Source organism: Dongia sp., from assembly GCF_041918875.1.
Classification (GTDB): Bacteria; Pseudomonadota; Alphaproteobacteria; order Dongiales; family Dongiaceae; genus Dongia.
The window spans coordinates 182213-207913 of the sequence record NZ_JAYRUV010000007.1 but is presented as its reverse complement, the minus strand read 5'-3'; the positions used below and the strand labels follow the sequence as shown (position 1 = coordinate 207913).

At 60.3% G+C, this 25701-nt stretch carries 25 protein-coding genes; 9 read left to right on the top strand and 16 right to left on the bottom strand.

Going from position 1 to position 25701, the window contains the following annotated elements; translation table 11 throughout:
• Positions 1-41 precede the first annotated feature (41 nt).
• Complete coding sequence (locus ACE3TY_RS09760) at positions 42-1364, top strand: NAD(P)/FAD-dependent oxidoreductase (protein WP_374652834.1); 1323 nt, start codon at positions 42-44, stop codon at positions 1362-1364.
• Positions 1365-1366: 2 nt separating this feature from the next.
• On the opposite strand, the gene ACE3TY_RS09755 is transcribed toward ACE3TY_RS09760, so the two are convergent.
• Positions 1367-2683 carry a flavin monoamine oxidase family protein gene (locus ACE3TY_RS09755; RefSeq protein WP_374652833.1) on the bottom strand — a complete coding sequence of 439 codons (1317 nt, stop codon included), beginning with the start codon at positions 2681-2683 and terminating at the stop codon, positions 1367-1369.
• 194 nt (positions 2684-2877) lie between these two features.
• Here ACE3TY_RS09755 and ACE3TY_RS09750 point away from each other — a divergent pair, with 194 nt between their 5' ends.
• The 3 genes from ACE3TY_RS09750 to ACE3TY_RS09740 all read left to right on the top strand — a co-directional run bounded on the left by ACE3TY_RS09750 (position 2878) and on the right by ACE3TY_RS09740 (position 6701).
• Positions 2878-3216 (top strand): P-II family nitrogen regulator, encoded by a 339-nt coding sequence (locus ACE3TY_RS09750; RefSeq protein WP_133613898.1) that lies wholly within the window; start codon positions 2878-2880, stop codon positions 3214-3216.
• 40 nt (positions 3217-3256) lie between these two features.
• A complete protein-coding gene (glnA, locus tag ACE3TY_RS09745; RefSeq protein WP_374652832.1) occupies positions 3257-4666 on the top strand; it encodes a type I glutamate--ammonia ligase in 1410 nt (469 codons plus the stop codon).
• Positions 4667-5027: 361 nt separating this feature from the next.
• Positions 5028-6701, top strand: a complete 1674-nt coding sequence (locus ACE3TY_RS09740) for a methyl-accepting chemotaxis protein (RefSeq protein ID WP_374652831.1) — start codon at positions 5028-5030, stop codon at positions 6699-6701.
• Positions 6702-6723: 22 nt separating this feature from the next.
• On the opposite strand, the gene ACE3TY_RS09735 is transcribed toward ACE3TY_RS09740, so the two are convergent.
• Positions 6724-7617 carry a LysR family transcriptional regulator gene (locus tag ACE3TY_RS09735; RefSeq protein WP_374652830.1) on the bottom strand — a complete coding sequence of 298 codons (894 nt, stop codon included), beginning with the start codon at positions 7615-7617 and terminating at the stop codon, positions 6724-6726.
• A gap of 162 nt (positions 7618-7779) precedes the next feature.
• On the opposite strand from ACE3TY_RS09735, the gene ACE3TY_RS09730 reads away from it, so the two are divergent.
• Together ACE3TY_RS09730 and ACE3TY_RS09725 are read left to right on the top strand one after the other, a co-directional pair.
• Positions 7780-8040, top strand: a complete 261-nt coding sequence (locus ACE3TY_RS09730; RefSeq protein WP_374652829.1) for a DUF1127 domain-containing protein — start codon at positions 7780-7782, stop codon at positions 8038-8040.
• Positions 8041-8057: 17 nt separating this feature from the next.
• On the top strand, positions 8058-9056 hold the full coding sequence (locus tag ACE3TY_RS09725) for a molybdopterin-dependent oxidoreductase (protein WP_374652828.1): 999 nt from the start codon (positions 8058-8060) through the stop codon (positions 9054-9056).
• Here the strand turns inward: ACE3TY_RS09725 and ACE3TY_RS09720 are convergent.
• The 4 genes from ACE3TY_RS09720 to rplM all read right to left on the bottom strand — a co-directional run bounded on the left by ACE3TY_RS09720 (position 9053) and on the right by rplM (position 11566).
• On the bottom strand, positions 9053-9586 hold the full coding sequence (locus ACE3TY_RS09720) for a gamma carbonic anhydrase family protein (protein WP_374652827.1): 534 nt from the start codon (positions 9584-9586) through the stop codon (positions 9053-9055). The genes ACE3TY_RS09725 and ACE3TY_RS09720 overlap by 4 nt on opposite strands.
• Positions 9587-9588: 2 nt before the next feature.
• A complete protein-coding gene (gene argC, locus ACE3TY_RS09715; RefSeq protein WP_374652826.1) occupies positions 9589-10503 on the bottom strand; it encodes an N-acetyl-gamma-glutamyl-phosphate reductase in 915 nt (304 codons plus the stop codon).
• A gap of 92 nt (positions 10504-10595) precedes the next feature.
• Positions 10596-11099 carry a 30S ribosomal protein S9 gene (rpsI, locus tag ACE3TY_RS09710; protein ID WP_374652825.1) on the bottom strand — a complete coding sequence of 168 codons (504 nt, stop codon included), beginning with the start codon at positions 11097-11099 and terminating at the stop codon, positions 10596-10598.
• Positions 11100-11101: 2 nt separating this feature from the next.
• The gene (rplM, locus tag ACE3TY_RS09705; protein WP_374652824.1) at positions 11102-11566 is read right to left on the bottom strand and encodes a 50S ribosomal protein L13; all 465 of its coding nucleotides are present in this window, start codon (positions 11564-11566) and stop codon (positions 11102-11104) included.
• Between the two features lie 248 nt (positions 11567-11814).
• Here rplM and ACE3TY_RS09700 point away from each other — a divergent pair, with 248 nt between their 5' ends.
• Both ACE3TY_RS09700 and ACE3TY_RS09695 read left to right on the top strand, forming a co-directional pair.
• A complete protein-coding gene (locus ACE3TY_RS09700; protein ID WP_374652823.1) occupies positions 11815-12678 on the top strand; it encodes an alpha/beta hydrolase in 864 nt (287 codons plus the stop codon).
• Entirely contained in the window at positions 12675-13478 is an 804-nt protein-coding gene (locus tag ACE3TY_RS09695) for a class I SAM-dependent methyltransferase (RefSeq protein WP_374652822.1), read from the top strand. The genes ACE3TY_RS09700 and ACE3TY_RS09695 overlap by 4 nt, the downstream gene beginning before the upstream one ends.
• Here ACE3TY_RS09695 and ACE3TY_RS09690 read toward each other — a convergent pair.
• Positions 13448-14968, bottom strand: coding sequence for a M81 family metallopeptidase (locus tag ACE3TY_RS09690; protein ID WP_374652821.1), 1521 nt, complete (start codon positions 14966-14968; stop codon positions 13448-13450). The genes ACE3TY_RS09695 and ACE3TY_RS09690 overlap by 31 nt on opposite strands.
• Positions 14969-14997: 29 nt before the next feature.
• On the opposite strand from ACE3TY_RS09690, the gene ACE3TY_RS09685 reads away from it, so the two are divergent.
• On the top strand, positions 14998-16152 hold the full coding sequence (locus ACE3TY_RS09685) for a diguanylate cyclase (protein WP_374652820.1): 1155 nt from the start codon (positions 14998-15000) through the stop codon (positions 16150-16152).
• On the opposite strand, the gene ACE3TY_RS09680 is transcribed toward ACE3TY_RS09685, so the two are convergent.
• From ACE3TY_RS09680 to ACE3TY_RS09640, 9 genes are all read right to left on the bottom strand, one after another.
• Positions 16147-16743: a TPM domain-containing protein gene (locus ACE3TY_RS09680; RefSeq protein WP_374652819.1), complete on the bottom strand. Its 597-nt coding sequence runs from the start codon at positions 16741-16743 to the stop codon at positions 16147-16149. The two genes, ACE3TY_RS09685 and ACE3TY_RS09680, sit on opposite strands and share 6 nt — an antisense overlap.
• Positions 16744-16767: 24 nt before the next feature.
• Complete coding sequence (locus ACE3TY_RS09675; protein ID WP_374652818.1) at positions 16768-17547, bottom strand: YgcG family protein; 780 nt, start codon at positions 17545-17547, stop codon at positions 16768-16770.
• Between the two features lie 245 nt (positions 17548-17792).
• Positions 17793-18398 carry a LemA family protein gene (locus ACE3TY_RS09670; protein ID WP_374652817.1) on the bottom strand — a complete coding sequence of 202 codons (606 nt, stop codon included), beginning with the start codon at positions 18396-18398 and terminating at the stop codon, positions 17793-17795.
• Positions 18399-18419: 21 nt separating this feature from the next.
• The gene (locus tag ACE3TY_RS09665; protein WP_374652816.1) at positions 18420-19064 is read right to left on the bottom strand and encodes a glutathione S-transferase family protein; all 645 of its coding nucleotides are present in this window, start codon (positions 19062-19064) and stop codon (positions 18420-18422) included.
• A 12-nt stretch (positions 19065-19076) separates the two neighbouring features.
• Positions 19077-20798, bottom strand: coding sequence for a dihydroxy-acid dehydratase (ilvD, locus tag ACE3TY_RS09660; protein ID WP_374652815.1), 1722 nt, complete (start codon positions 20796-20798; stop codon positions 19077-19079).
• A gap of 121 nt (positions 20799-20919) precedes the next feature.
• Complete coding sequence (locus tag ACE3TY_RS09655; protein ID WP_374652814.1) at positions 20920-21402, bottom strand: PAS domain-containing protein; 483 nt, start codon at positions 21400-21402, stop codon at positions 20920-20922.
• A complete protein-coding gene (locus ACE3TY_RS09650) occupies positions 21399-22037 on the bottom strand; it encodes a hypothetical protein (RefSeq protein WP_374652813.1) in 639 nt (212 codons plus the stop codon). Before ACE3TY_RS09650 ends, ACE3TY_RS09655 begins: the two co-directional genes overlap by 4 nt.
• 50 nt (positions 22038-22087) lie before the next feature.
• Positions 22088-24739, bottom strand: coding sequence for a valine--tRNA ligase (locus tag ACE3TY_RS09645; RefSeq protein ID WP_374652812.1), 2652 nt, complete (start codon positions 24737-24739; stop codon positions 22088-22090).
• 124 nt (positions 24740-24863) lie between these two features.
• A complete protein-coding gene (locus tag ACE3TY_RS09640; RefSeq protein WP_374652811.1) occupies positions 24864-25547 on the bottom strand; it encodes a DUF2497 domain-containing protein in 684 nt (227 codons plus the stop codon).
• Between the last annotated feature and the right edge of the window lie 154 nt (positions 25548-25701).

Below are 25701 nucleotides of genomic sequence, written 5' to 3'. Positions count from 1 at the left end.
GTCACTTTCCGAGCGGTGCAAGTTTGTTTATGACTCGCACGATGAGCGTGTTCTCCACTTTCAGTCAGCAACCCCTTCCCGCTGAGGCCGACGCCGTCATCATCGGGGCCGGCATCCAGGGCTGCGCCACGGCCTATTACCTCGCCAAGCGCGGCGCGAAGGTTGTCGTGCTGGAAAAATCCCGCATCGCCGGGCAGCAGTCGGGCCGCGCCTGGGGCTTCGTGCGCGCGATGGACCGGGATCCGGCCGAGACGCCGCTGATGCTGGCTTGTCTCAAATTGTGGCAGGGGCTAGAGGCGGAGCTCGGCACCGATCTCGAATGGCGCCAGGACGGCAATCTGTTCCTCGCCAGCGATGAGGCAGAGCTTGCCCGCTTTGAAATCGGCGCCGCGCGGGACCGGATCTTCGGCATCGACACGAAAGTGATCACGCCAGAGGAAATATCGAAGCTCATTCCCGGCCTGGTCGATCCTGGTCCGGGCGGATTGTGGGGCCCCAAAGAAGGACAGGCTGAGCCGCGCAAAGTCTCACCCGCCTTTGCCCGCAAGGCGACGGAATTGGGGGCCCTCTTCTTCGAAGGCTGCGGCGCCATCGGTATCGACCGGCAGGCCGGCGCCGTCACCGCCGTGATCTCCGAAACCGGCACCATAAGGACCAAAAAAGTTATTGTTGCCGCGGGAGCGTCCTCGTTCCGCGTGATGCGGGGGCTGGGACTTATTCTGCCTCAGCAATTGGCGCGGTTCACCTGTTCGCGGACGAATACGCTGCCACCTCTCAGCAGCATTGCGTTCTACGGCCATCATATCGGCTTTCGGCAGAGGCCGGATGGCAGCCTCAACCTGGCTGAGGAACTGAAGGTCGATATCGATCTCACACTCGACCGCTTCCGGGCGCTGCGCTGGTTCCTGCCATCCCTTTGGGACAACCGGCACGCCACCTCCTTCAGCGTCAATATGGCGACGGCGCGGGACCTGCTGCATCGCATGCCCTGGCGCGGGGAAGCCAGGCAGCCATGGATCCATGACCGCGATCCGCTAATTCCCGCGAACGGCAGGCGCATCCGAAATGCGGTTGCACAGCTTGGCCGTCTGTTCCCCGCGGCTGTGGGCGTACAAGCGATAGAAAGCTGGGCCGGCAATGTGGACCTGATGCCGGACGGTATCCCCGTACTGGGTCCGGTGGCGGAGATTCCGGGCCTCATCCTTGCCACCGGCATGACCGGTCACGGCTTCGGCATGGGGCCGATCGTCGGCAAGCTGATGAGCGAGATCGCCCTGGACGGCAAACCCAGCATCGATCTGCACGCCTTCCGCTTCAGCCGCTATGCGGAAGGAAAGGTGGGGCGCTCGACGACCCACTATTAAACTCAGAGAAGGTCGAGGATCGCCTGTGCGGCCGCCTCGCCGCTCGACATGGCTCCTTCATACCAACCAGCCGCATCCGGGGCGAGATCCGAAGTGGCGAAGGCAAGCCTGCCTGTTCGGCACCATGTCGCGGGCGAGAGGTCGGCTCCCCGCGCCGGCGCCGAGAGCCAGGTTCCGCGCGCGAAGGGATCGGCACACCAATCGTGCCAATCCCAGCCGACCAGTTCCGCCTCCGGTGCCAGGCGCGCCACGGCAGCGGCCATGTCGGTATGGCGGTCGGGCCGCCAGCTCCCATCGTCGAGCCCAAAGCCGACGGCCAGCACGCAGCCAGCCTCGGCCGCATAGGGTGCGAACAGCCATTGCAGACCCCGCAGGCCGCCTGTGACCAGTGTGCCCGGCGCAAAATTCCTGAGCCGCACCCATAGCTTCACCGCACGCCCGTCATGGCCGCGCTGGGCCGTCGCCAGTTGAACCGGTGTCAACAGGCCGCCGAAATCGATATCCCCCAGCACATTCACGGGAAGCGCCGCGATAGCCGCCCGCGCCTCCAGGAAACGCCCATCGCGGGCGGTCACGCGCACATATTCCGTTCCCTCTTCCAAGCGCGCCACGGGAAAACCCAGTTGCAACTTGGCGCCGGAGGCCGCGATCATCCGATCGACCAGGACCGAAATGCCGGGCGAAAGGGTATGTGACAGCGCCTGCATCATCCCTTCCGGCGTGCCGTCGATATAACCGCAGGAAGCCAGGAACTCGCCGGCGGAAACGGCAGCGGGGTCGCCCGAGCCCGAAATCGTCCACCAAGCCATGATCTGGGATCTGGCCGGCATACCGATATCGTGCCGCGCGAGATACTCCGCCAGAGTCACACTGAGCAACGGCGCCCCTGCCCTGTCATGGTCGAACCCCGCCTTCAGACGTTTGGCATCGTCCGCAACGATTGCCATTGCACGCTCATAACCCGAGCGCTCGGCCACCGCCACCGGACCGTCCTTGCGCAGCCCGTTGCCGTCATGCCAGGCACGCGCGCCGACTTGTATGGTGGGTATGAGGCCGATACCATGGCGACCGCAGGCGGCCCTCATCCGCGCATGCCAGGGCGTGATCCACGATCCGCCATATTCGAGCAGCGGCGCCTGGTTGGCGAAGCCACGGGTAAACCCACGGCCTCCGACGCGATCCCTGGCTTCGACGATAAGGACCGAATGGCCGGACTTAGCCAGACATTCGGCGGCGAAGGCTCCGGCAAGGCCGGCACCGATGATAAGAATCTCGCTTTGCATGATGGCGATCCTGCCTGTCTGGAAGGAGCGGCTCAAGGGGCAGAATCCAAGATGCCTATTTTTTATGCAGAGGCGCACAATAGATAGGCTGAGACCTTTGGATAGGCGGTTTGTCCGTTATGATTTCAGTGGGTTAGAAGATGGCACGAGCTTTGCTCTATCGCGCGGGCAGCCTCGTCGCGGCGGATAGCCCGGCAATAACACTACCGGCAACAACATTGGGGAATCCCATGAAGAAAATCGAAGCCATCATCAAGCCGTTCAAGCTCGATGAAGTGAAAGACGCCCTCCACGAGGTTGGCATCCAAGGCATCACCGTGACCGAAGCTAAAGGCTTTGGCCGTCAGAAGGGCCACACCGAACTCTATCGCGGTGCGGAATACGTCGTCGATTTTCTGCCGAAAATGAAGATCGAAGTCGTGCTCGACGATGCCTTGGTTGAGCGTGCCATCGAAGCTATCCGCCAGGCAGCCGCCACCGGCCGCATCGGCGACGGCAAGATCTTCGTCACCAATATCGAAGAAGTGGTCCGCATCCGCACTGGCGAGCGCGGCCTCGACGCAATCTGATAGAAACCCAAAACATCACCTGCAATGCAAGGAAACTCCCATGTCCGACGTTAAAACTGTCCTTGGCCTGATTAAGGAACACGACGTGAAATATGTCGATTTCCGCTTTACCGATCCGCTCGGCCAGTGGCACCACCTCGCTCACCACATCTCGACGGTGAACGAGGATCTCCTGACCGAAGGCGTCATGTTCGACGGTTCGTCGATTGCCGGCTGGAAGGCGATCAACGAAAGCGACATGACCCTCGCGCCGGATCTCGGCACTGCCGTACTCGACCCGTTCGCCGCACAGACATCGCTCATCATCTATTGCGACGTGCTGGAACCGCTCACCGGCCAGAATTACGGCCGCGATCCCCGCTCGATCGCCAAGCGCGCCGAAGCCTTCGTGAAGAGTTCCGGCGTGGGCGATACCATCTATGTCGGCCCAGAAGCCGAATTCTTCGTGTTCGACGATGTGCGCTACAAGGTGTCGATGAACAAGACCTCGGTCGAGTTCACGTCGGAAGAAGCGCCGTATGTCACCGACAAGCGGTTCGAAGAAGGCAATCACGGCCACCGCATGAAGGTGAAGGGCGGCTACTTCCCGGTCGCGCCGCTGGATTCCGCCGGCGACCTGCGCGCTGAAATGCTGACCACACTTGCCGCCATGGGCGTCGAGGTTGAAAAGCATCATCATGAAGTGGCCCCGTCGCAGCATGAACTCGGCGTCAAGTTCGGCACGCTGGTGCAGTGCGCCGACGCCATGCAGAAGTACAAATATGTCGTGAAGAACGTCGCGCACGCCTATGGCAAGACCGCGACCTTCATGCCGAAGCCCGTGAAGGGCGATAACGGTTCGGGCATGCATGTGCACCAGTCGATCTGGAAGAACGGCCAGCCGCTCTTTGCCGGCAATGGCTATGCGGATCTCTCCGAGACCTGCCTCTACTATATCGGCGGCATCATCAAGCACGCGAAGGCCCTTAACGCCTTCACCAATCCGTCGACCAACAGCTACAAGCGTCTCATCCCCGGCTTCGAAGCCCCTGTGCTGCTGGCCTACTCATCGCGCAACCGTTCGGCTTCCTGCCGAATCCCCTATACCGCGAGCCCGAAGGGCAAGCGCGTGGAAGTGCGCTTCCCGGATCCGACCGCCAATGTCTACCTCGCCTTCGCGGCGATGCTGATGGCCGGTCTCGACGGTATCGCCAACAAGATCCATCCGGGCGATCCGATGGACAAGAACCTCTACGATCTTCCGCCGGAAGAGTTGAAGCAGGTTCCGACCGTGTGCGGCAGCCTGCGCGAAGCCCTCGAGGCCCTGTCGGCCGACAACGGTTTCCTGCTCAAGGGCGATGTGTTCACCAAGGACTTCATCGACGCCTATCTCGAGCTGAAGTGGGAAGAAGTCTACGCCCTGGAGCACACCCCGCATCCGATCGAATTCCAGATGTACTACTCGTCTTAAGAGAATCCTTGCGGCAGTACCAACTGAGCGGCTGGGGTAACCCAGCCGCTTTTTTTGCATCGCAGCGCGGAAATTACTCCTAGAAGGACTTAAGGAACAATTCATGGAATCCCACGAGAATGATACGCAGTTATTCGCCAAGGGGTCGCATGAAGTGCAGTATTTCTCTCCGTACCCGCCGCCCGATTGCCAGCCTCATTGCAGTCGCCTCGCTTCTCGCAACTGCCGGTTTCGGTCTGCTCGGCATGTGGCGCAGCAACGCTGGCCCCGGCATTTCGATCGCATCGACCTCTGCCGTTCCCAATCAAAGACAGGCCGATAGCCGTAAAACACGCCACCTCCACCCGCGCAGGCTGTACTCATGACAATCAAACAGAAGCTCCTCTGGTCGGGAATCATCGCCCTTATCCTCGTTGTCGTTGCCAGCGCCGTCGGCATTGTTGGGATGACCCGCACACGCGACGGCGCCACGGACGTCTCGGCTGTCGCCAGTGCCCTGCGCAGCCAGCTGGAATCCGATCTGATGCGCGCTGCACTGAGCGGCGACGTGCTGGCCGCCCTGCGCGAAGGCCGTGCCGGCCACAAGGACATGCAGCCCAAGCTCGAAGCCGCGACAGCGGAGCATTTCGACCGTTTGACACAGCGGCTTCAGGAACTGGCTGGCAACACCAAGCTCCCGGCCGAGATTCAAACCGAAACACAGGCTGCCGTCGCCGCGCTCACCGATTTCGGCAGCCAGGCGAAGGCGCTCGTTACACAGAGTTTTACCGAGAACTATAAGGCAAACGACCTGCTCGCGCCGTTTCTGCAACTCTCCGATACGATTGCGGTCGCGATGAGCGATCTTACCGCAAAGCTCGATGGCACAGGCCGCAGCACCGAGGCCAGCGTGGGGCAGGCTTATGCCGGACAGCTGTGGCTTGCGGGCGGCGTTTCCGCCGTCGCGGCCCTTGTGCTGGGTGTCTGCCTGCTGCTCACGGCACGATCGATCGTGCGACCGCTCGCTGAAATGCGCAATGCCATGGCGCGTCTGGCCGATGGTGAAACCGAAATCGCCATTCCCGCCCTGGGCCGCACTGACGAAGTCGGCGCCATGGCAAGCGCCCTTGATGTTTTCAAGGAAAATGCAGTCAAGGCGCAGGCCTATGGCCAGCAACAGGCCGAGGATCGCCAGCGGCGCGAGAAACGCGCTGCCAGTATCGAAAGCCTGTGCCGGGACTTCGACCATCTGGTGACCAAGCGGCTTGAGACGGTCGTGGGTGCCGTTGCGGCCATGGAAAAGACGGCGCAATCGATGTCCCAGGTCGCCGAACAGACGGCGGCCGAAGCCACGCATGTCAGCAACATCTCGGAAGCAGCTTCCGAAAGTGTCAACTCGGTGGCCGCGGCCACCGAAGAACTCGCCGCATCGATCAGCGAGATCGGCTCGCAGATGCTGCGGTCCCGCCAGATCGCAGGCGATGCAGCGAACCAGGCGCTGGCCACCAATGCCCAGGTGCAACATCTGGCGGATGCCGCGCAGAAGATCGGTGCCGTTGTTCAGATGATCACCGATATCGCCAGCCAGACCAATCTGCTGGCCCTCAATGCCACAATCGAGGCGGCGCGCGCTGGGGAGGCCGGCAAAGGGTTTGCTGTGGTCGCTTCGGAGGTCAAAAACCTGGCAACGCAAACCGGCAAGGCCACCGACGATATTTCGCAGCAGATCAACAGCATTCAGAGCGAGACCGAACAGGCCGTTCACGCGATCAAGGGCATTGCCGGCACGATCGAAGAAATCAATCAGATCACCTCAGGGGTCGCCGCCGCGGTCGAAGAGCAAAGCGCCGCTACGAAGGAAATCGCCCGCAGCGTCGAGCAGGCCGCCAGCGGTACGCGCGACATGTCGTCGAGCATCCTGACTGTCACCAATGCCGCCGGCCACACTGGTAGCGCTGCCGGGCAAATGCTTGCATCCAGCAGCGATCTCGCTGACGAAGCTAAAGCCTTGCGTCAAGAAGTCGAACGGTTCCTTCTCAATATCCGGGCGATCTAGCGCGGCCTGGGACGAGCTTTCATCAAAGACGGGCCAGCTTTATGCGCCTGGTCAGGGCATCGGCCAGGATGCGCACTTTGGTCGGGCGAATCTTGGATGCCGGCCAGATTGCATAGATAGGAATACGAGGCCCTTCGTATTTCTCAAGGATCACCTCCACGACCCCCTCGTCCACAAGATTTCTGATTTGCCATAGTGGCAGCATCCCAACTCCGACCCCGTTTGCAACAGCAGCCAGGATCGCTGCCGCGCTGTCGGATCGAAAGCGTCCATGAATTGGGATTTTCTTCGATTTTTCACCAACGCGGAACGCCCAGGACGATGTTCGATCCTCAGCGGTTCTCAAGACGCACTGATGTTGGGCAAGCTCCTCGGGATGGGTCGGCCGCCCCATGCGTTTGAAGTACGACGCGGCGCCAAAGGTGACCACCCGAAGCTCACCGAGCCGTTTCGCTTTCAACTGTGAATCCGGTAGTTCCCTGATTCGGATTGCAAGATCCAGACCCTCCTTTACCAAATCGACTTTCCGGTCAGAAACCTTGAGATCGATTTCAATTTTCGGATATCGTTCCATAACCTCATTGATGGCGGGCACAACATAAGCGGGTGCGAAAGCAGCCGGCGCGCCGATACGCAAGAGGCCCGACGGCTCCGCTCGCCGGTCCACAGCCTCCGCCCTTGCTTCGCTGATTTCCGTCAAGGCAGGCCTCAGCCGGCGATAAAAAGCCAAGCCCGCTTCGGTCGGAATCGACTGCCTAGTCGTGCGCCTTACCAATTCTATCCCGATGCCGCGTTCCAACATTATCAGCGATCGGCTAACCGCTTGAAGAGAGCGTCCGAGGCGATGAGCGGCCGCAGTCTGGCTACCGCTCTCTACAATGGCCAGGAACGCCTCAAGATCGTCCAATCGATCCATGCCTATTCTCCCGCTTTCCGGTAGAGCGTATCGCATTGCCGGCGAGTTGTCGGCACGCCGGCCGGACACTAACTATCAGGCACCGTCAGCTTCGGTGAAGCGGGCGTCCTATCAACCCAGATTCAGAGAGCGCTAGAACGAATATTTTGACGGAGATTTGTCATGAGAAGATCATTGGTCACCATCCGCATCCGCGGTCCACGCGTTGCGGCATCCAGTTTCGGTGTATGGCCATCCATTCTCATCGCTTCATCCAGACGGCTTCTCACTCGGACCTTATCCGAGCACCGAACGCGCCGCGACATCAAGACTCTATCCACATTCTCCGACCATATGCTGGCGGATATCGGATTGGGTCGTGCAGATATTGAGCATACAGTGCGTTGTGGCGTTACGCCGTCGATGCGTTGTCATACCGACTAGAAGCGGAGAGCCGTTCCGTGACGGACTTGGCACCTGCACGCCCTGTCATCCATCATCCGCGACGCCCGCATGAATTGCGAGATCGGATTACCCATGCCGACGATACGATAGTTCTTTGCCACTTTGGCGTTGCCCGCCTGCAGAGCGAGACCTGGGTGCTTGCGGTCGATGGATTGGTGCGGCATCCCCAACGCATCACCTTTGACGAGCTGGTGAATTTTCCCAAGACGGAGATCACCAGCATCCATCAATGCTGCGGCAGCCCGCTGCAGCCTGACGTCGCAACCCGTCGCGTCTGTAACGTGACCTGGGGTGGCGTCCGTCTTTCAGAAGTTCTAGAGAATTGTCATCCAGATCCGGCCGCTGGCTTCTTGTGGGCCCGCGGAGCCGACGTCGGCACGTTGAACGATGAAAAGCCGCATAGCTATGTCAAAGATGTACCGCTCAGTCGAGTAAAAGAAGATATTCTGATCGCCTATGAAATGAATGGTGCACCGCTTCGACCGGAGAACGGATACCCGGCGCGCCTTGTCATACCGGGGTTTTACGGCACAAACAGCGTTAAATGGCTCGTGCAACTTATCCTGGCCGAAGCGCGAGCGATCGGGCCATTCACCACGCGATTGTATAACGATGTGGTAAGGGACATATCGGGGCGCCAGATCGGCACGCTGCCTGTTTGGGCAATCGCTCCGGAATCGATTATCGTCTCGCCGGCGCCTGGCGATCGCCTTAAGACAGGAGGGCCGATCGCGGTATGGGGATGGGCCTGGGCTGACGGCGGCGTGATAGACGTCGATATCAGTACGGACGAGGGGAAGAACTGGATGCCGGCCGTCGTCGAGCCGATAGTCGGTCGCGGATGGCAGAAATTCAAGCTGGCTTGGCACCCTGACCGCCCAGGCCCATGCGTTCTATGGTCGCGCGCCAGATCAGCTGACGGCCACTGTCAGCCAGTCTCCGGCGCACGCAACGATATCTATCGAGTTCCAATCCAGCTGATAGGAGAAAGCTAAGCGTTCCGGTACTGCGCAGCGACTTCGCAGTAATGCCTGGCTGAGTATGCGAAGTATGCCATTTCCTTTTCCGTCAGCGGACGCATCAACTTGGCCGGCGAGCCGGCCCAGAGTTCCCCTCGGCGGATTCGCTTACCCGGAGTGACCAGGGCGCCGGCAGCAACCATGGCGCCGCTTTCGACATGGACACCGTCCATCAGGCAGGCCTTCATGCCGATGAAGGCGCCGTCCTCGACTGTGCAGGCATGTAGCAGGGCCATATGCCCCACGGTTACATCTGCCCCGATCGTCGTCTTGGTGCCCACGGCCCCTTCACGCTCGTGATTTACGTGGATCACCGTGCCGTCCTGAATGTTCGTCCGGGCACCGATACGGATCGAATTTGAATCGCCGCGCAAGACACAGCCGAACCAGATCGATGCCTCGGCACCGATCTCGACCGCCCCGACAATCACGGCGGTAGTGGCTACGAACGCATCCGGTGCAATCCGTGGCTGCACGCTCCGATACGGCAGTACGATTCCAGACATGGTCAGATATCCAACATAAGACGGATGTTCTGAACAGCGGCGCCCGAAGCGCCCTTGCCCAGATTGTCGAGCCGGGCGACCAGCACGGCCTGGTGCTCAGCTTCGTTGGCAAAGACGCGCAGCTCCAGTTTGTCGGTATTATTGAGGGCTTCCGGCTCCAGTTTCCCGCTGGCCTCCGCCTCGCACACCAGCACCTGCCCGGCCCCGGCGAAATGCGCCACCAGCGCGGCTTTGAGATCGCCAGCTTTCGGCCTTGCCGGCAGCGTATCGAGATGAAGCGGGATCGAAACCAGCATGCCCTGGCGGAAATGACCGACCGACGGGACGAAAATCGGCCGCCGCATCAGTCTTCCAAAAGCCATCAGCTCCGGCACATGTTTATGTACCAGGCTCAGAGCATAGAGTTCGAAAGCGGGACCGCCGTCACGCTCGTGTGCCTCGATCATCGACTTGCCGCCGCCGGAATAGCCGCTAACGGCATTGATCGTGACGGGATAATCAGCAGGCATCAGCCCCGCATCGACGAGCGGCCGCAGCAAGGCAATGGCGCCGGTCGGATAGCAGCCCGGATTGCTTACCTTTGCCGCCGAAGCGATCCTTCCGGCGTGCCCGGCCGCCAGTTCTGCAAAACCATAAACCCAGCCAGGTGCCACCCGGTGGGCCGTGCTGGCATCCAGGATCTTTGGCGCCTTGTCGCCGAGACTGTCGGCGAGTGTCACGGATTCCTTGGCAGCATCGTCCGGCAGACAAAGAACCGCCAGATCAACCTCGGCCATCAGGGCGCGGCGCGCTTCCGGATCCTTGCGCTTGTCGCCGCTCAAACTCCTGAGTTCGACGCCCGCAACATTCTGCAGCCGCTCGCGGATACCGAGTCCAGTGGTACCGGCCTCGCCGTCGATGAAAACCGTCTTTGCCATGTCGCCCTCTGCATGTGGCGTTGGATATTGCCCAAAGAAAAAGGGGTGCGCAATGCGCACCCCTTTTGCCAAGACTTGGGTAGTAGACGCGCTTAGCGCTTCGAGAACTGGAAGCTGCGGCGGGCCTTGGCCCGGCCGTACTTCTTACGCTCGACGGTACGGCTGTCGCGGGTCAGGAAGCCCTCGGCCTTGAGCGCACCACGAAGGTCCGGCTCGAAATAGGTGAGCGCCTTGCTGATACCATGACGGACGGCACCGGCCTGGCCCGAGAGACCACCGCCGACGACGGTGACGGTGACGTCGAACTGGCCAGCGCGGTTCACGATGCCGAATGGCTGATTGATCATCATGCGGAGCACGGGACGGGCGAAATAGACCGTCACGTCGCGGCCGTTGACCGAGATCTTGCCGGTGCCCGGCTTGATCCAGACGCGGGCAATGGCATCCTTGCGCTTGCCAGTGGCATAGGCGCGGCCCTGGGCGTCGACCTTGCGCTCGTGCTTCGGCGCGGCGGCCGGAGCAGTAGCAGCAGCAACACCACGCGTGGCGCTGCGGAGATCCTTCAGATCGGTGATCTTCTGCGGTTCTTGCGCCATGATTACGCAATCCTCTTATTCTTCGGGTTCATCGCGGCGACGTCGAGCGTCACGGGCGACTGGCCCTCATGCGGATGAGCGGCGCCAGCATAGACGCGCAGGTTCTTCATCTGGGCGCGGCCGAGGGGCCCGCGCGGGACCATGCGCTCGACAGCCTTAATGATCAGGCGCTCGGGATGCCTGCTGCTGAGGATCTTCCCCCAGGCACGCTCCTTGATGCCACCCGGATGGCCGGTGTGATAGTAGAAGACCTTGTCTTCCAGCTTGTTGCCGGTGACACGGACCTTTTCGGCATTGATGATGATGATATTGTCACCGCAATCGACATGCGGCGTATAGGTGGTCTTGTGCTTGCCGCGCAGATGGTTGGCGACGATCGACGCCAGTCGGCCGAGAACGACGCCTTCGGCATCGATCAGGACCCACTTCTTCACCACCTCGGCCGGCTTGGCGGAAAAGGTCTTCATGACACTTCACTCAAGCGTAATTGCCGTCGAAGGGACCGCCCCTTCGCTCTCGCCGCGGGTAATAATGGGTGAACCAGGATGTGTCAACGGGAATGTCGTCGGCAGAGATACTTCATCCCAGCAAATTCAATGAGTTAACTTGTGGTATTATGATACCGACATTTACCTCTATGGAGTTCTGGACTTTTTCAGAACACCTGTCAATTATGCTGCAAATCAATCACTTAAGGTAGGGAATGGTGCCTAAAGTGGACCTGACGGCGCTCTCGGACGAGGCGCTGAACCAGCATTTCATGCCCAGAATTGCAGTTCCGGACCATGAAACCTGGCTGAATGACGACCTCGCCGCCTCCACCCGCGTTCGCCAGGATCTGGCAAGCCAGGGGCGCGGCGAACTCGACCGCCGCTACGGACCCGGCCCACGGCAATTGCTCGATCTGTTCCCCGCCAGGGAGCCGAATGCCCCAGTGATTGTCTGGATGCATGGCGGCTACTGGCGCGCCTTGTCGAAGGAGCACTACACCAATATCGCGCCCCCTCTTCTGTATGCCGGTGCGGCGGTAGCGCTCGTCGGCTACGATCTCTGCCCCAACGCGACATTGGCCGGGTTGCTGGCCCAGACCCGCGCAGCTTTGCAGTGGGTGCGAGCCCATGCGGCGGAAATGCGGGGTGATCCCAACCGCATCATTGTTGCCGGGAACTCCGCGGGCGCCCATATATGTGCCATGGCATTGCAGCACGAGTGGGCTGGTTCGGATTTTCCCGCCAGCGGCATTCGTGCCGCCGCCTTGATTACTGGAATATACGATCTGGCCCCCGTCCCGCTGCTGCCGGTACAGTTGGAGGTGCGGCTTCGACCCGCCGATATCGCGGCGCTTTCGCCACAGCTTCTGCCGATCCGGAACAAAGCGCGTTGCCTGGTGGCGGTCGGTGGCGACGAGCCGTCGCTTTGGATAGAACAGTCGCGCAACTATCACGCCAAGCTTGTCGCCGCCGAGGTCCAAAGCGAGTTGATGATCGTACCCAACCGTCATCACTTTTCCATCACCCGCGATCTGGCTGATGCCGCCTCGCCGTTATCGCGTGCCGTCGGGAACCTGTTGAATTCATGACCGGCTATCAACGCACAAGCGCTATTTATGACCGTATCGGCAGTGGCTACGACCGCACGCGCCGCGCCGACCCGAACCTGGCGGCTGAAATTGCCAAGCTCCTAGCTGTCGAATTTCCAAATCCGGTCCTCGATATCGGCTGTGGAACGGGGAACTACACCATCGCCGTTGCGGACCGGCATGTGGTGACGATCGGGCTGGATCAATCCACCCTGATGCTGCGGCGCGCACGCGCCAAGGAACCGCGCCTCGACTGGATTGCCGGCAATGCCGAGGCCCTGCCATTTGCCGATCGCAGTTTTGCCGGCGCCTTCTGTACCATGACCTTGCACCATCTGCAGAACTTCGACGCGGTCTTTTCCGAGATTGCACGGGTGCTCCGGTCTGGCGCGCGGTTCGTCGCTTTCACCGCATTGCCGGAACAGGCCGAACAATTCTGGCTCAATGCCTATTTTCCGGAACTCATGCGCCGCGCTGTCGAACGCATGCCCGGACGCGACAGGATCGAGGCATCGCTGCAATTCACCGGCTTGCGACTGGTTGAGCTGGTTCCGTTCAACGTGCCTGAACGGCCGGTCGATTTCGTGCTCTATTGTGGGAAACACCGGCCCGAACTCTATTTCGATGCCAAAGTGCGCGGCAATATCTTCGCCTTCACGGCGCTCGACCTCGCCCAGGAAGTTGGCGAAGGCCTCGCCAAGCTCGATGCCGACCTCAGCAGCGGCCGCTTTGCGGAAATAGCCGCATCCTACAGCGATGCCCTGGGCGACTACGTTCTGCTGGTTGCAGAAAAGCCTTGAAAGGCTTCACCTAGCGGCATCAGGCGCAATCCCTTGCGCAGATGCCGGTACGGTAGCGCGCAATTGTCGACTGGATTATCGCCGGCAGCCGCGACGATCAGGATTTCTTCGGCGATCGGCTGAAAATCGGCGCGGAAATGCACGGAACTCTTCAGCGCCAAAATCTTCGCCTCGGCCGGTTCGACCCCGACGTGACGCAGCATCGCCTGATCCGCGGCCTGCTGTTTGCGGCTGGTGACAACAATCCTGGTGCCGCCTAACTCCAACAACGCCATCGGCCCCAATTGCATATTATTGCCACGGTAGAACGGCCCGGTCGCCTTGAAGTTGCCGTCACCCAGGCCCAAGACCTTGAAACGCCCTCGGAACTTCTGCAGACCCGGCGATCCGCACCAGGCGCCTATCCCGCGCTCGAAACTGCCATGCAATCCTGCCTCGTGCGCGATACGCGCCGTTTCCGGATCGTAGAGGTTGGCGAACACCGCTCCTTCCGCCTTCAATGTCACCAAGGATTCGAGGAGGTCCACGGAATCCGAATTGCCACCGGCGCCGGGATTGTCCTGTGTATCGGCCAGGATGATCGGCCGGGTCGCATTAGCGCTCCTGGCTATTGCGTAGCGGACGGCTTCGTCCTTTTGCCAGATTTTACCGGCAAATTCTTTCTCGGCGGCATTGACCATGCCGATCAGCCGGTCCGCTTCGCGTTCTGCTTCGACGGCACTGTCGGCATAGACGACCACGGCCGGTCCGCATTCAGCGATATCGGCGGGCGGAAAGCCAAACGCAAACGATGCACTTGCCGCCCTGCCCGGTCCTTCGGATTCCTCGACGACGCGATAGAGAGCCGCCGCCGGGTTAATCAGCGTGCATTGCCATGGCAATGGCACCAGGAACTCGGCCCTACGCATGGCCTTTGCCAACGGCCCGTGACGCAGCAGCCGGTCCATCAGTTCAGCCGAGCGCGTGCCGGTTTCCGCCAGATCGACATGCGGATAGGTCCGACACACGACCAGCGCCGATGCATGGCGCAGCATGCGCTGCGTCAGGTTGGCATGCAGATCGAGGCTGACGACAACAGGGAGGCTCGGACCGACAATGGCGCGGATCCGTTCAAGAAGTTCGCCTTCGCCATCCTCCTGATGTTCGCTCACCATGGCGCCATGCAGATCCAGGTAGAGGCCATCCAGTTTCGGCTGCTGGCGAATGAGGTTCAGCAGATCCCCAGAGATCCGTTCAAACGTATCGCGCTCGACATGGGCCGAAGGGGAAGCCGAGCACCATAGAAGTGGAACAAGATCGTGCCCAGCTGCCCTGGCCCGCTCGATAAAGCCTGGCAGCGGCAGGTTGATGCCTCGAAAGACCTCGAAGATGGCATCGCCTCTTGTCAGGCCCGGCCAGCCATCGGCCATCTCGAAATCCTGGTAGGTCGCCTTCACCGGCGCGAACGTGTTCGTTTCATGCTGGAAACCACCGATCGCGATTCTGGCCATGCTTCTTTGCCTTCTCAGACCCAAACTATATGTTCGCCGATACCCAAATGGATTTTGGGAAGATAATCAATACTTGGCGCAGCTTGCCCTTTGTGAAATCCTCGCCCGCCTTGGGGATATGGAAGTACCGACTCGCGATGGCTCAAGCACCGATTTTCATGATCGAGGATGTCGATACCGCGACGCAACACGCTGCGACAGCCATTGCGGAAATGGCCATGCGCGAGATTTCTCCAACACCGGGGAATTTCTGCGTCTGGTATAATTACTTGTCTGGGTCTGTTCCTGAACTGCGCCGTGAACTGGATACCCTGCTCCTGAGCGGAAAGACAATTTCCTCAAGCAACATACAGGAACTGTTCGACAAATATTTCCGCGAACCGGCGGCGGAAGAACGGTTGCAGCAGACTGGCGACGAGTTGCAGAACACCCTGGCTGACGTGATCCGGCAGGTCGCCCAGGCTGGACTCGACGCCAACGAATTCGGCAAGACGTTGCACAAGGCCAGCGGTTCGCTCAGTACCGGGCGGATCGACCCCGCCGCCATGAAAGATCTGGTAGGCGAGCTGATCAATGCCACGAAGCTGATCGGCCAGCGCAACCAGACGCTGGAGGCACAACTCAGCCAGAGTTCCCAGAAGATTTCGGCGCTGCAGACACGTCTCGACCAAGCCAGGCGCGACGCGCTGACCGATGCGCTTACCGGCATCGGCAATCGCAAGAGCTTCGACCTCGCCATCCAGTTCCGCGCCCAGCAGGCGGCGGAACAACGCACCGATCTGTGCCTGCTTATCATGGATATCGATCACTTCAAGAAATTCAATGACACATACGGGCATCGTGTCGGCGATCAAGTGCTGAAGCTGGTCGGCGCCAGATTGAAGCAGACCGTGACCGGCAGCGACAGCGCCGCCCGTTACGGTGGCGAGGAGTTCGCTCTGCTGTTGCCGCAAACAAGGCTGGCCGACGCTATCGACAAGGCGGACAAGTTCCGTACCGGCCTCGGCGCGCACTCACTGAAGAACAGGACGACCGGCCAGGTTTACGGTGCAGTCACAATGTCAATCGGCGTTGCACGCTATCGTCTTGGGGAGCAGCTGGAATCATTCATCACACGCGCCGATCAAGCACTCTATCGCGCGAAGAAGGATGGCCGTAATCGGGTCATCGCCGAAGCTTCATAGCTCCACGAGGCGATTGCCAAGTTCATTGTGCGATGTACCACCCGACGGAAAATGGGCGGTAAGAATATCTTTGAGAGCGGCGATTGCACCGAGATAACCGGCCTCCACCTCGCCGGCCTTCACCTTTGCTGTGAACGTATCGACGATATTCTGCCATTGCCCCGCCGGAACTTTTCCGTCGACGCCGCAATCGGCAATAATCTCGACATGATGTTCAGCCAAGCTGACGAAAAAGAGAACGGCATTGCGCTCAGTTGTACCGGCTAGGCCCTGCTCCAGAAAAGTCGCGCGCGCCAGACGCCGCGCCGCTTCCGTCTTGAAATGACGTGGCGTGAGCGCGTCGCCCAGCGACGTCAACTCGAGCAATGCCAGCAGTGTCAAAAAGATGCCGAACTCGCTGAGCAGAACTTCGCTCGTGCTCGACCAAGGTAGCAACAGCCACACAGCGACACCTGCGACGAAGGAGCCGATGGTCGATAAAGCCAGACCTGTCGCCCGGTAATCACCCGCACGTTTGGCGATCACGGCTACCAACTCCGCCCGCGACGTCGCCTCCGCGGCCGCAATAGCGTCTTCAATACGCTGGCGCATCCGATCATTTATCATGGATTGGTCCTACCATTTGCCACTGGCACCCCCGCCACCGAATGAGCCGCCGCCGCCGGAAAAACCTCCGCCTGACCTACCGAACGAGCTGAAGCCGGAGCTGGAACCGGTGCTGCGAGCGATATACCAGACGTAGCGATTGCGCGTCTTGTCCCACCGGCGCCGCAGGTTCATTGAAATACCGACGCCGGCGAAGGCAATGAAGAAAAAGATCGGCACAAGTGTATCGACGATGGGCGCATAGTCGGTGCCGTTGTCGCTCAACGGGCGCGCCAATGGTTGGTAGGTTCCGCCGAGGACCGCCAATATCGCATCGAGTCCCGCTACAACGCCGGCCTCCATGTCGCCCTGCTTGAAATGAGGGATGATATCCGACTGGATGATCTCGTTCGCAGTGGCATCCGGCAGGCTGCCCTCCAGCCCATAACCGACCTCGATCCGCAGCTCGCGCTCGTTTGGCGCGATCAGAAAGACGATGCCATTATCCTTCCCTTTCTGACCAATGCCCCAGCCCCGGCCCAGCATCAGCCCCCAATCCGCGATCGGCCGGCCCATCAAATCCGGCAAGGTGACAATGACAATCTGGTCGGTGGTCGCTTTCTCATGTGCGTCGATCTTGGCTGCAAGCGCTGCCTCTGTGCTGGACGAAAGAATATCCGCCCTGTCCACCACGCGGCCGGTCAGCGCCGGCAGAGGTGGGTCTCCGGCGCGACACGTCGCTGCCCCCAGCATCGGAACAGCAAGGGACAGCAGAAACACCGCGAAGAAATTTCGTACCGCTTTCACCATTTTCTGCCCGCTCCCCCAATATCCGCCAAACACGGATCAGGTATCAGACCCCGCACAGTCAGGAACCCGGGCCTGCACCTCACTCCCGCGCGTCGTTTTTTTCCGCAAGCCGTGAATAGACACGATGAGATCGGAATTGCCGATCACCTGAGACGATCGAAGCCCTCGATCCTCCGGTCCCCAGAGTTCCCAACCGGGTGCCGATCGAGCGCCGGCAAGGCCGTTCACTCGACCGATACAGGCACCTAGTTGTTTGTTGTACCAAAGTCGACTGCCGGTACTTCCTGTTTGGCCGGTTCCACTTGGAGCTGCTGCATCGGCTCGCGGTCGGCATAAAGGAAGCTCTTCCATACCACGCCGGGGAATGTCTTCAATTCTGTATTATAAACCCGCACCGCATCGATATAATCCTTGCGCGCCACGGCGATACGATTTTCGGTGCCCTCCAGCTGTGCCTGCAACGTCTGGAAGCCTTCCGTCGCCTTGAGAGTGGGGTACTGTTCCGCCACGACCATCAGGCGCGACAGTGCCGAGGTCAGCGCCCCTTGATTGGCCTCGAACGCCCGCATTGCGTCGGGATTGGTGAGGAGGTCGCTGGGAAGCTGCATCGTTCCCACTTTCGCGCGTGCCTGAACGACCGCTTCCAAGGTCGACTTCTCAAAATCTGCCGCGCCTTTGACGGTTGCCACCAGATTGGGAACGAGATCGGCACGACGCTGATACTGGTTCAATACCTGCGCCCAGCTGGCATGGGCGCTTTCTTCCTTGCTGGGAATCGCATTGATGCTGGAGAACGCCCAGATGAGGAAGGCAGCCAGTAGACCGAGAATAACGATACCAACCGCACGCATGAGCGTTCTCCTAGCTTAACGTCAGCCCTTCCAATGGGGCGGGATAGTACGCGCATAATAAGGCAAGGCTTCGATCCGGCCGAGCCAGTCCCGAATCTTGGCTGGCATGGCCGAACGCGCCACACCGAACCCGGGCGCCCTGTCTTCAGCCCGTTGCGCCATCCGAACATAGGGATAGGCAGCATAGTCCGCCAGGCCAAGATCGCCGGCCAGGAAGTCGCCCGTCAAGCATTTCGCCAGCCGGTCAAGCTCGTCCATCATCAGCTTTTTCGCTGTGGCAGACTTCTCCGGGTCGCGCTCAGCAGGGGTCAGGTAGACGGCCTGCTCCAGCAGCTCATTGCTGGCGGCGGACAGATAATTGTCGGCCTCGTTGACCATTCGGCGAACGATCGCCCGAGCCTTCACATCTTTCGGCAAGAGCGGCTTTGCGGGATATCTTTCTTCAAGATACTCGATGATCGCAGAGGATTCCCAAAGGGCAAAGCCATCATCAAGAATGGCCGGCACGCGCCCGCGCGGATTAATGGCCAGGAATTCCGGGGTCTTGGTGTCGTTATTGTCGAAGCTCAGACGCTTCGCCTCAAAAGGGATGCCCTTGTGTTCGAGCGCCAGCCAGACTTTCCATGCATAGGGAGAGCCGGAACCGAAAAAGAAAGTCAGCGACATGTTCAATTGCCTCTATATGTCTGCAAAAATGTGGGTTTCGGCCTTGCCGCCCGGATGGGTGACAGCGCCCTTCTCTGCCGTTCCAACAGTCTGGGCATATCGCCAAAGCGCGCCGGACTGATAGTTCGTCGAACGCGGCCTCCATTCTTCCCGGCGTTCGGCCAGTTCCGTGTCGGAAAGCGCCACGCTGATGGTCCCCTTGGCGGCGTCGATTGTGATCATGTCGCCATCGCGCAGGAGCCCGATCGGACCGCCAACGGCCGCTTCCGGCCCGACATGGCCGATGCAGAAGCCGCGCGTAGCTCCCGAGAAGCGGCCATCGGTGATGAGCGCCACTTTATCGCCCATGCCCTGGCCATAGAGCGCCGCGGTCGTGGACAGCATTTCTCGCATGCCGGGACCGCCACGCGGGCCCTCGTAACGGATGACTAGCACCTCGCCTTCCCTATAGATGCGTTGATCAACGGCCCTGAACGCGTCTTCCTCGCAGTCAAAGCAGCGGGCCGGACCGGTGAAGCCCAGCTTCTTCATCCCGGCGATCTTCACAATGGCGCCTTCCGGGGCCAGATTGCCACGCAGGCCGACAACACCCCCGGTGGTCGACAGCGGATTGCTGACGGGACGAATGACATCCTGGTCGGCCGGCAGCTTATAGCCAGACAGATTCTCGGCCATCGTCTTGCCGGTTACGGTCATGCAATCACCGTGCAGATAGCCGCCATCGAGCAGCGCTTTCAGCAGCACTGGCACGCCGCCAATTTCGAACATATCCTTGGCGACATAACGGCCGCCAGGCTTGAGATCGGCGATATAGGGGGTCTCGCGAAAAATCTTGCAGACATCGTGCAGATCGAACTCGATTCCGCATTCATGGGCGATTGCCGGCAGATGCAGGCCGGCATTGGTGGATCCGCCCGAGGCCGCCACGACGCGCGCTGCATTTTCCAGCGACTTGCGCGTTACGATATCGCGCGGACGGATATTCCGGGCAATAAGATCCATTACCTGCTGACCCGACGCCTCCGCATAGGCGTCGCGACTTTCATAAGGCGCTGGCGCACCGGCCGAACCGGGAATGGCAAGGCCGATTGCTTCGGAAACGCAGGCCATTGTGTTCGCCGTAAACTGGCCGCCGCAAGAGCCCGCCGACGGACAGGCCACGCATTCGATGTCGTGGAGGTCGGCATCCGACATCGTACCGGCGGAATGCTTCCCGACCGCTTCGAACACATCCTGCACCGTAATGTCCTTGCCCTTGTAACGACCCGGCAAGATCGAGCCGCCATACATGAAGATGGATGGCACATTGAGGCGCACCATGGCCATCATCAGTCCGGGCAACGACTTGTCGCAGCCGGCAAGGCCAACGATTGCGTCATAACAATGACCGCGCATGGTCAGTTCAACGGAGTCGGCAATGACCTCGCGACTGACCAGAGAAGACTTCATACCGGCATGACCCATGGCGATGCCATCCGTTACCGTGATGGTGCAGAATTCACGCGGCGTCCCGCCGGCCGCCTTGACGCCCTTCTTCACGGCCTGGGCCTGGCGCATGAGGGCGATGTTGCATGGCGCCGCTTCATTCCAGGTGGTCGCCACGCCGACAAAAGGCTGGCCGATCTCCTTCTCGGTCATACCCATAGCGTAATAATAGGATCGGTGCGGCGCAGACTGGGCGCCAACTGACACATAGCGGCTCGGCAATTTCGACTTGTCGAAGCGGGCTGTCATGCGGTCCTCGTCGGACGGGGTGCAACAATGGCCTGAACCGGGGCCACGATAGTTTGGGCAATCCGCTTCGGCCACAGCTTTTTGCGCATAGCCCTACGCGTTCAGCGAACGGATATTCATGTCAGATCAGTAGCTTACCATTGGAACCGGAACGAGCGCCGGGAATCACCGCCACCATCAGGCGCAGCACTTCCCCGCCCTTGCCCAGTGGCAGGATCACCGTCTCCTCGGAGAAAGACACTTTGTCGAAAGCCCCGCGCTTGCGATAGGCATAGGGTGCCACCCGGTCGACGACATTGTCGTAAGTCGCCGCAACGAAGGCGCAATATTCCGGCATGCCAAGTTCGTCCAAGTATTTTCCCGTATAGTCCATACCTGAAAGGGCGGCGAGGACGGATCCGTCGAGACGGAAAAGATAGCGGCGCGGTTGGCGCTTCACATCCACCAGCGTGACATAGCCCAGAATGAACTTGAATTCGCTCGGCTCGATAGCCGACGGCTCGGGTATGCGCGCCGCACCGCATTTGGATCGCCAGTAGGCAAGCAGCCGAACCAGACGCTGGTCCTGCAGTGAATCAAGGCACGAATCCGGAATGACGGTCATCGTATAGCCGACGCCCAGGCAGCATCGTATGTTGGCTCGGTCCTGGACAAGGGCTGCAGCGGCAACTGCATCAGATAAAACACGGACACGGGCGACATGTCGCTGACAATGAAACTGAACTCGGCCTGCTCCCCCGGCGCCACCTCCGCGCCGCTGAAGCCGAGCGTATCCTCAGGTTCGTCGAAGCGCTGGATGTTCGAGAAATTGCTGCGGGTGTAGTTGGTGCCGATGAAGGAGTTCTGGCCGAAGCTCAGCCCGTCACCGTACGGCGAATGACGCGTCGTGACCTCACGCAACTCCATCTGGTAGTTGCGCCAGACGTGATTGCTCTTGTTCACGACGATCTTCTTCATCGCGAAGGCGGAAACGTGCTGCGAACCGATGCGATTGCCGAAATCGCGTCCGAAATTGCGGATAGTCAGAGCAACGGCCCGGTCGCCGGTGATTTCCTCGACAACAACGATAGGGTCTTCCAGCGTCCCTGTCCCGCTTACCGAGATCAGGTTGAAGCCGCCCAATTCATCCGAGAAGATGAGCCCGCCGTGGGAAATTGGGGCAGCCGCCACCGTCGCCGGAACGGCCAGCAACAAATTGGCAAGGACCGCCAGGCCCATGGTCAGGCTGAAGCGCCGCATCGAGCCATTATGGCGGCTATGAGAGCCCGGGCAAGCCCCTGATTTAGAGGCTAAATCGCTGCCAACCTACCGAGGGCCTGAGAGAGTTTGTCACGCGTCTGCTCGATTTCGGCCAAACGTTGGCGCTGTTCTTCCACCACTTCCGGATCGGCCTTGGCGACAAACTGCTCGTTGCCCAGCTTGCGCGCGATCTTCTCAGCTTCGCCAGCAGCCTTGTCCAGGTCCTTTTTGAGCCGATTACGTTCCTTTTCGGCATCGATTACCCCGGCCAGCGGCAGCAGGATCGTTGCTTCGTCGAGCACAATCTGAGCTGCGCCTTTTGGACCGTCCCCGGTGATGAACTCAATCCGGTCGATCCTGGCAAGGCGCCGGACAAGGTCACCGTAGGCCGAAAGGCGGCTCTGCGTCCGGTTACCGGCATCACGCAGATGGATCTGCACCTGGGCCGCCGGCGGGACGTTCATTTCGGCCCGCAGCGTGCGGATTTCGGATACCAGGCGAATGACCCAATCGAGATCTGCGCCCGCCTCTTGATCGAGTGGTAAATTGGAGAAGTCTGGCCACGGCTCGCCGATCAGGAGACTGGTGTTGGCACTGCCGAGCTGCGGCCAGAGTTCTTCTGTGATGAACGGCATGAAGGGATGCAGCAGGTGCAGCAATTGCCCAAGCACCCAGGCGGTGCAGGCCCGCGTCTCGGCCTTCAGTATCGCGTCATCGCCCTGAATGATCGGCTTGGTGAACTCGACATACCAGTCGCAGAACTCATTCCATATACAACGGTAAAGCGCACCAGCTGCATCGTTGTAGCGATATTGCGACATGGCCTGATCGATCGCCTGGGCACAGATGGCCAGGCGGCCGATCATCCAGCGATTTACCGGCGCCGCAACCCTGGCCGGATCGAAGGCTGGGTCGGCCTTGCACTCGTTCATCAGGCAAAAGCGCGTTGCGTTCCAAAGCTTGGTGGCGAAGTTGCGATAGCCTTCGACCCGCTGCTCGGACATCTTGATGTCACGCCCTTGCGCCGCCAAGGCGGTGAGCGTGAAGCGCAAGGCATCGCAACCATATTTGTCGATAATATCCAATGGGTCGATGACATTGCCTTTCGACTTCGACATCTTCTGACCATGCTCGTCACGGACAAGCGCATGGATATAGACCGTGCGGAACGGTACATCGCCCATGAAGTGGATGCCCATCATCATCATTCGGGCGACCCAGAAGAAGATGATGTCGAAACCGGTGACGAGTACGTCGCCCGGATAATAGCGCGCAAGCTCCGGCGTCTGGTCGGGCCAGCCCAGGGTCGAGAATGGCCAGAGTGCCGACGAGAACCAGGTGTCGAGAACGTCGGGATCGCGCGTCAGCTCGACTTCCTTGCCGTAATGCTTAAGGGCCGCGGCCTTCGCCTCCACTTCATCGAACGCGACGAAGACTTCGCCGTCGGCGCCGAACCACGCAGGAATCTGATGGCCCCACCATAGCTGTCGCGAAATGCACCAGGGCTGGATGTTTCGCATCCATTCGAAATAGGTGTTTTCCCACTGCTTCGGCACGAAGACGGTCTTGCCCTCTTCCACCGCCTTGATCGCCGGCTGGGCCAGTTTATAAGCATCGCAGTACCATTGATCGGTAAGCCACGGCTCGATGACGACGTTGGAACGATCACCGTAGGGCAGCATCAAAGTGTGATCGTCGATCTTCTCAACGAGGTCGAGGGCACCGAGATCCTCCAGCACCATCTCGCGCGCCTTGAAGCGATCGAGACCGCGATACTTCGCCGGCACATCGTCGTTCAGCTTTGCGTCACGATCGAAGATGTTGATCATCGGCAGGTTGTGCCGCTTGCCGACTTCAAAGTCGTTGAAGTCATGTGCGGGAGTGATCTTCACGGCCCCAGATCCGGTTTCCGGATCGGCATGTTCGTCGGCGACAACTGGAATGAGGCGATCGCATAGCGGCAGTTTCAAATTCTTGCCGATGAGATCCCGGTAGCGTGGATCATCAGCATTCACGGCGACGGCGGTATCGCCCAGCATCGTCTCAGGCCGCGTCGTGGCGACCACCAGGTAACGACCTGGCTGGCCATCGACCGGGTAGCGCAGGTGCCATAGCTTGCCCTTGGTCTCCTTCTGCACGACCTCGAGATCGGAGATCGCCGTGTGCAGTTTCGGATCCCAATTCACCAGGCGCTTGTCGCGATAGATGAGGCCCTGGCGATAGAGTTCGACGAACACCCGGCGCACGGCATTGTTGAGCCCTTCATCCATCGTAAAGCGCTCGCGCGGCCAGTCGGGCGAGGCCCCCAGGCGGCGCAACTGACGGGTGATGGTGCCGCCGGATTCCGCCTTCCATTCCCAGACCTTCTCCAGGAACTTCTCGCGGCCGAGATCCGTGCGCTTGATGCCTTTTTCGGCGAGCTGGCGCTCCACCACCATCTGCGTGGCGATGCCGGCATGATCGGTCCCAGGCTGCCACAGGGCGTCCCGGCCCTTCATGCGCTGATAGCGGACGAGAATGTCCTGCAGCGTGAACGTAAGAGCGTGCCCCATATGCAAGCTGCCCGTCACATTTGGCGGCGGCATCATGATGGTATAGGGGGCCTTGTTGGACGTCGCGAGGGCGGCAAAGGCCCCGGACTTTTCCCAGGCATCGTAGTGCTTCTTCTCAACCTCGGCGGGTTGGAACGTCTTTTCCAGCATCGCTGGGACAACCTCTATATGACGGAATTAACGCGTTGGCGGGAGTTATAACGATCCCGACGCCCCAGTCAAACTGCGGCAAAAGGTTCACCGGACCTTGCGGATGGGTCGAAAAGCGACCGACTTAACTGAGTTCGGCCTTGCGCGACAGCCGTTCGACCTCACGGCGCACCAACCGTTCGACGATCTCCTGCAGATGCTCATCGAGCCAGTCTTTTAGCATCGGTTCGATCGCCTGCCGTACCAATGTTTCGACCAGCAGCCCGTCGAGAGAGGTTGCCCGGCTTTGAGCCGTCTGCGGCTTGCGCGCCATCAATTGAGCCATTGTCGCAGCGCTGGCCGCGGCAACGTCAGGCGAGACAAGCTCGCCTTCCGCAGCGGCATCCGCCATGGGAGCCGGCCTATCTGCCATCGCCGGTTCGGCCGGAATCTCAGGCATGTCCACTGCCGGTTCGGCGACATCCAATTCGATGTCTTCGGCACTATCCTCCGGGACGGCCGGTTCGGGCTCGGGCAACGGCTCAGGTTCAGGAGGCTCTTGAACGGCCTGGGGCGGCGCTGCTATCGGCTCAGGGGCTGCTGGCGGCACCGCTGCAGGCTCCTCCTCCTTCAGCTCGACAACATTGCTGTCGCCGACGACCATATCCGTCAAGACAAGGGCGTCGTCATCCTCCGGCTCTTCGGCATGCCCATTGACGGCCGGAGCCGCGGTTTCTTCCTTCGGCTCGCCGTCTTCGGAGATGATGCGCCGGATGGAGGCAAGAATTTCCTCCATCGACGGTTCTTGATTACCCTTGGCGTCCGACATTCACCAATCCCTGACCGGGTCACTCTTGCCCGGCACCGCAGTTCCGACTGCCTGCAAGCAATCGTCATGCCGAACCGAGTCGCCCCCAGCGATGTCGGCTATCGTAACGTCTTTACTGGTATTTCTCAAGAAATGGGAAATCCGCCGTTGGGTT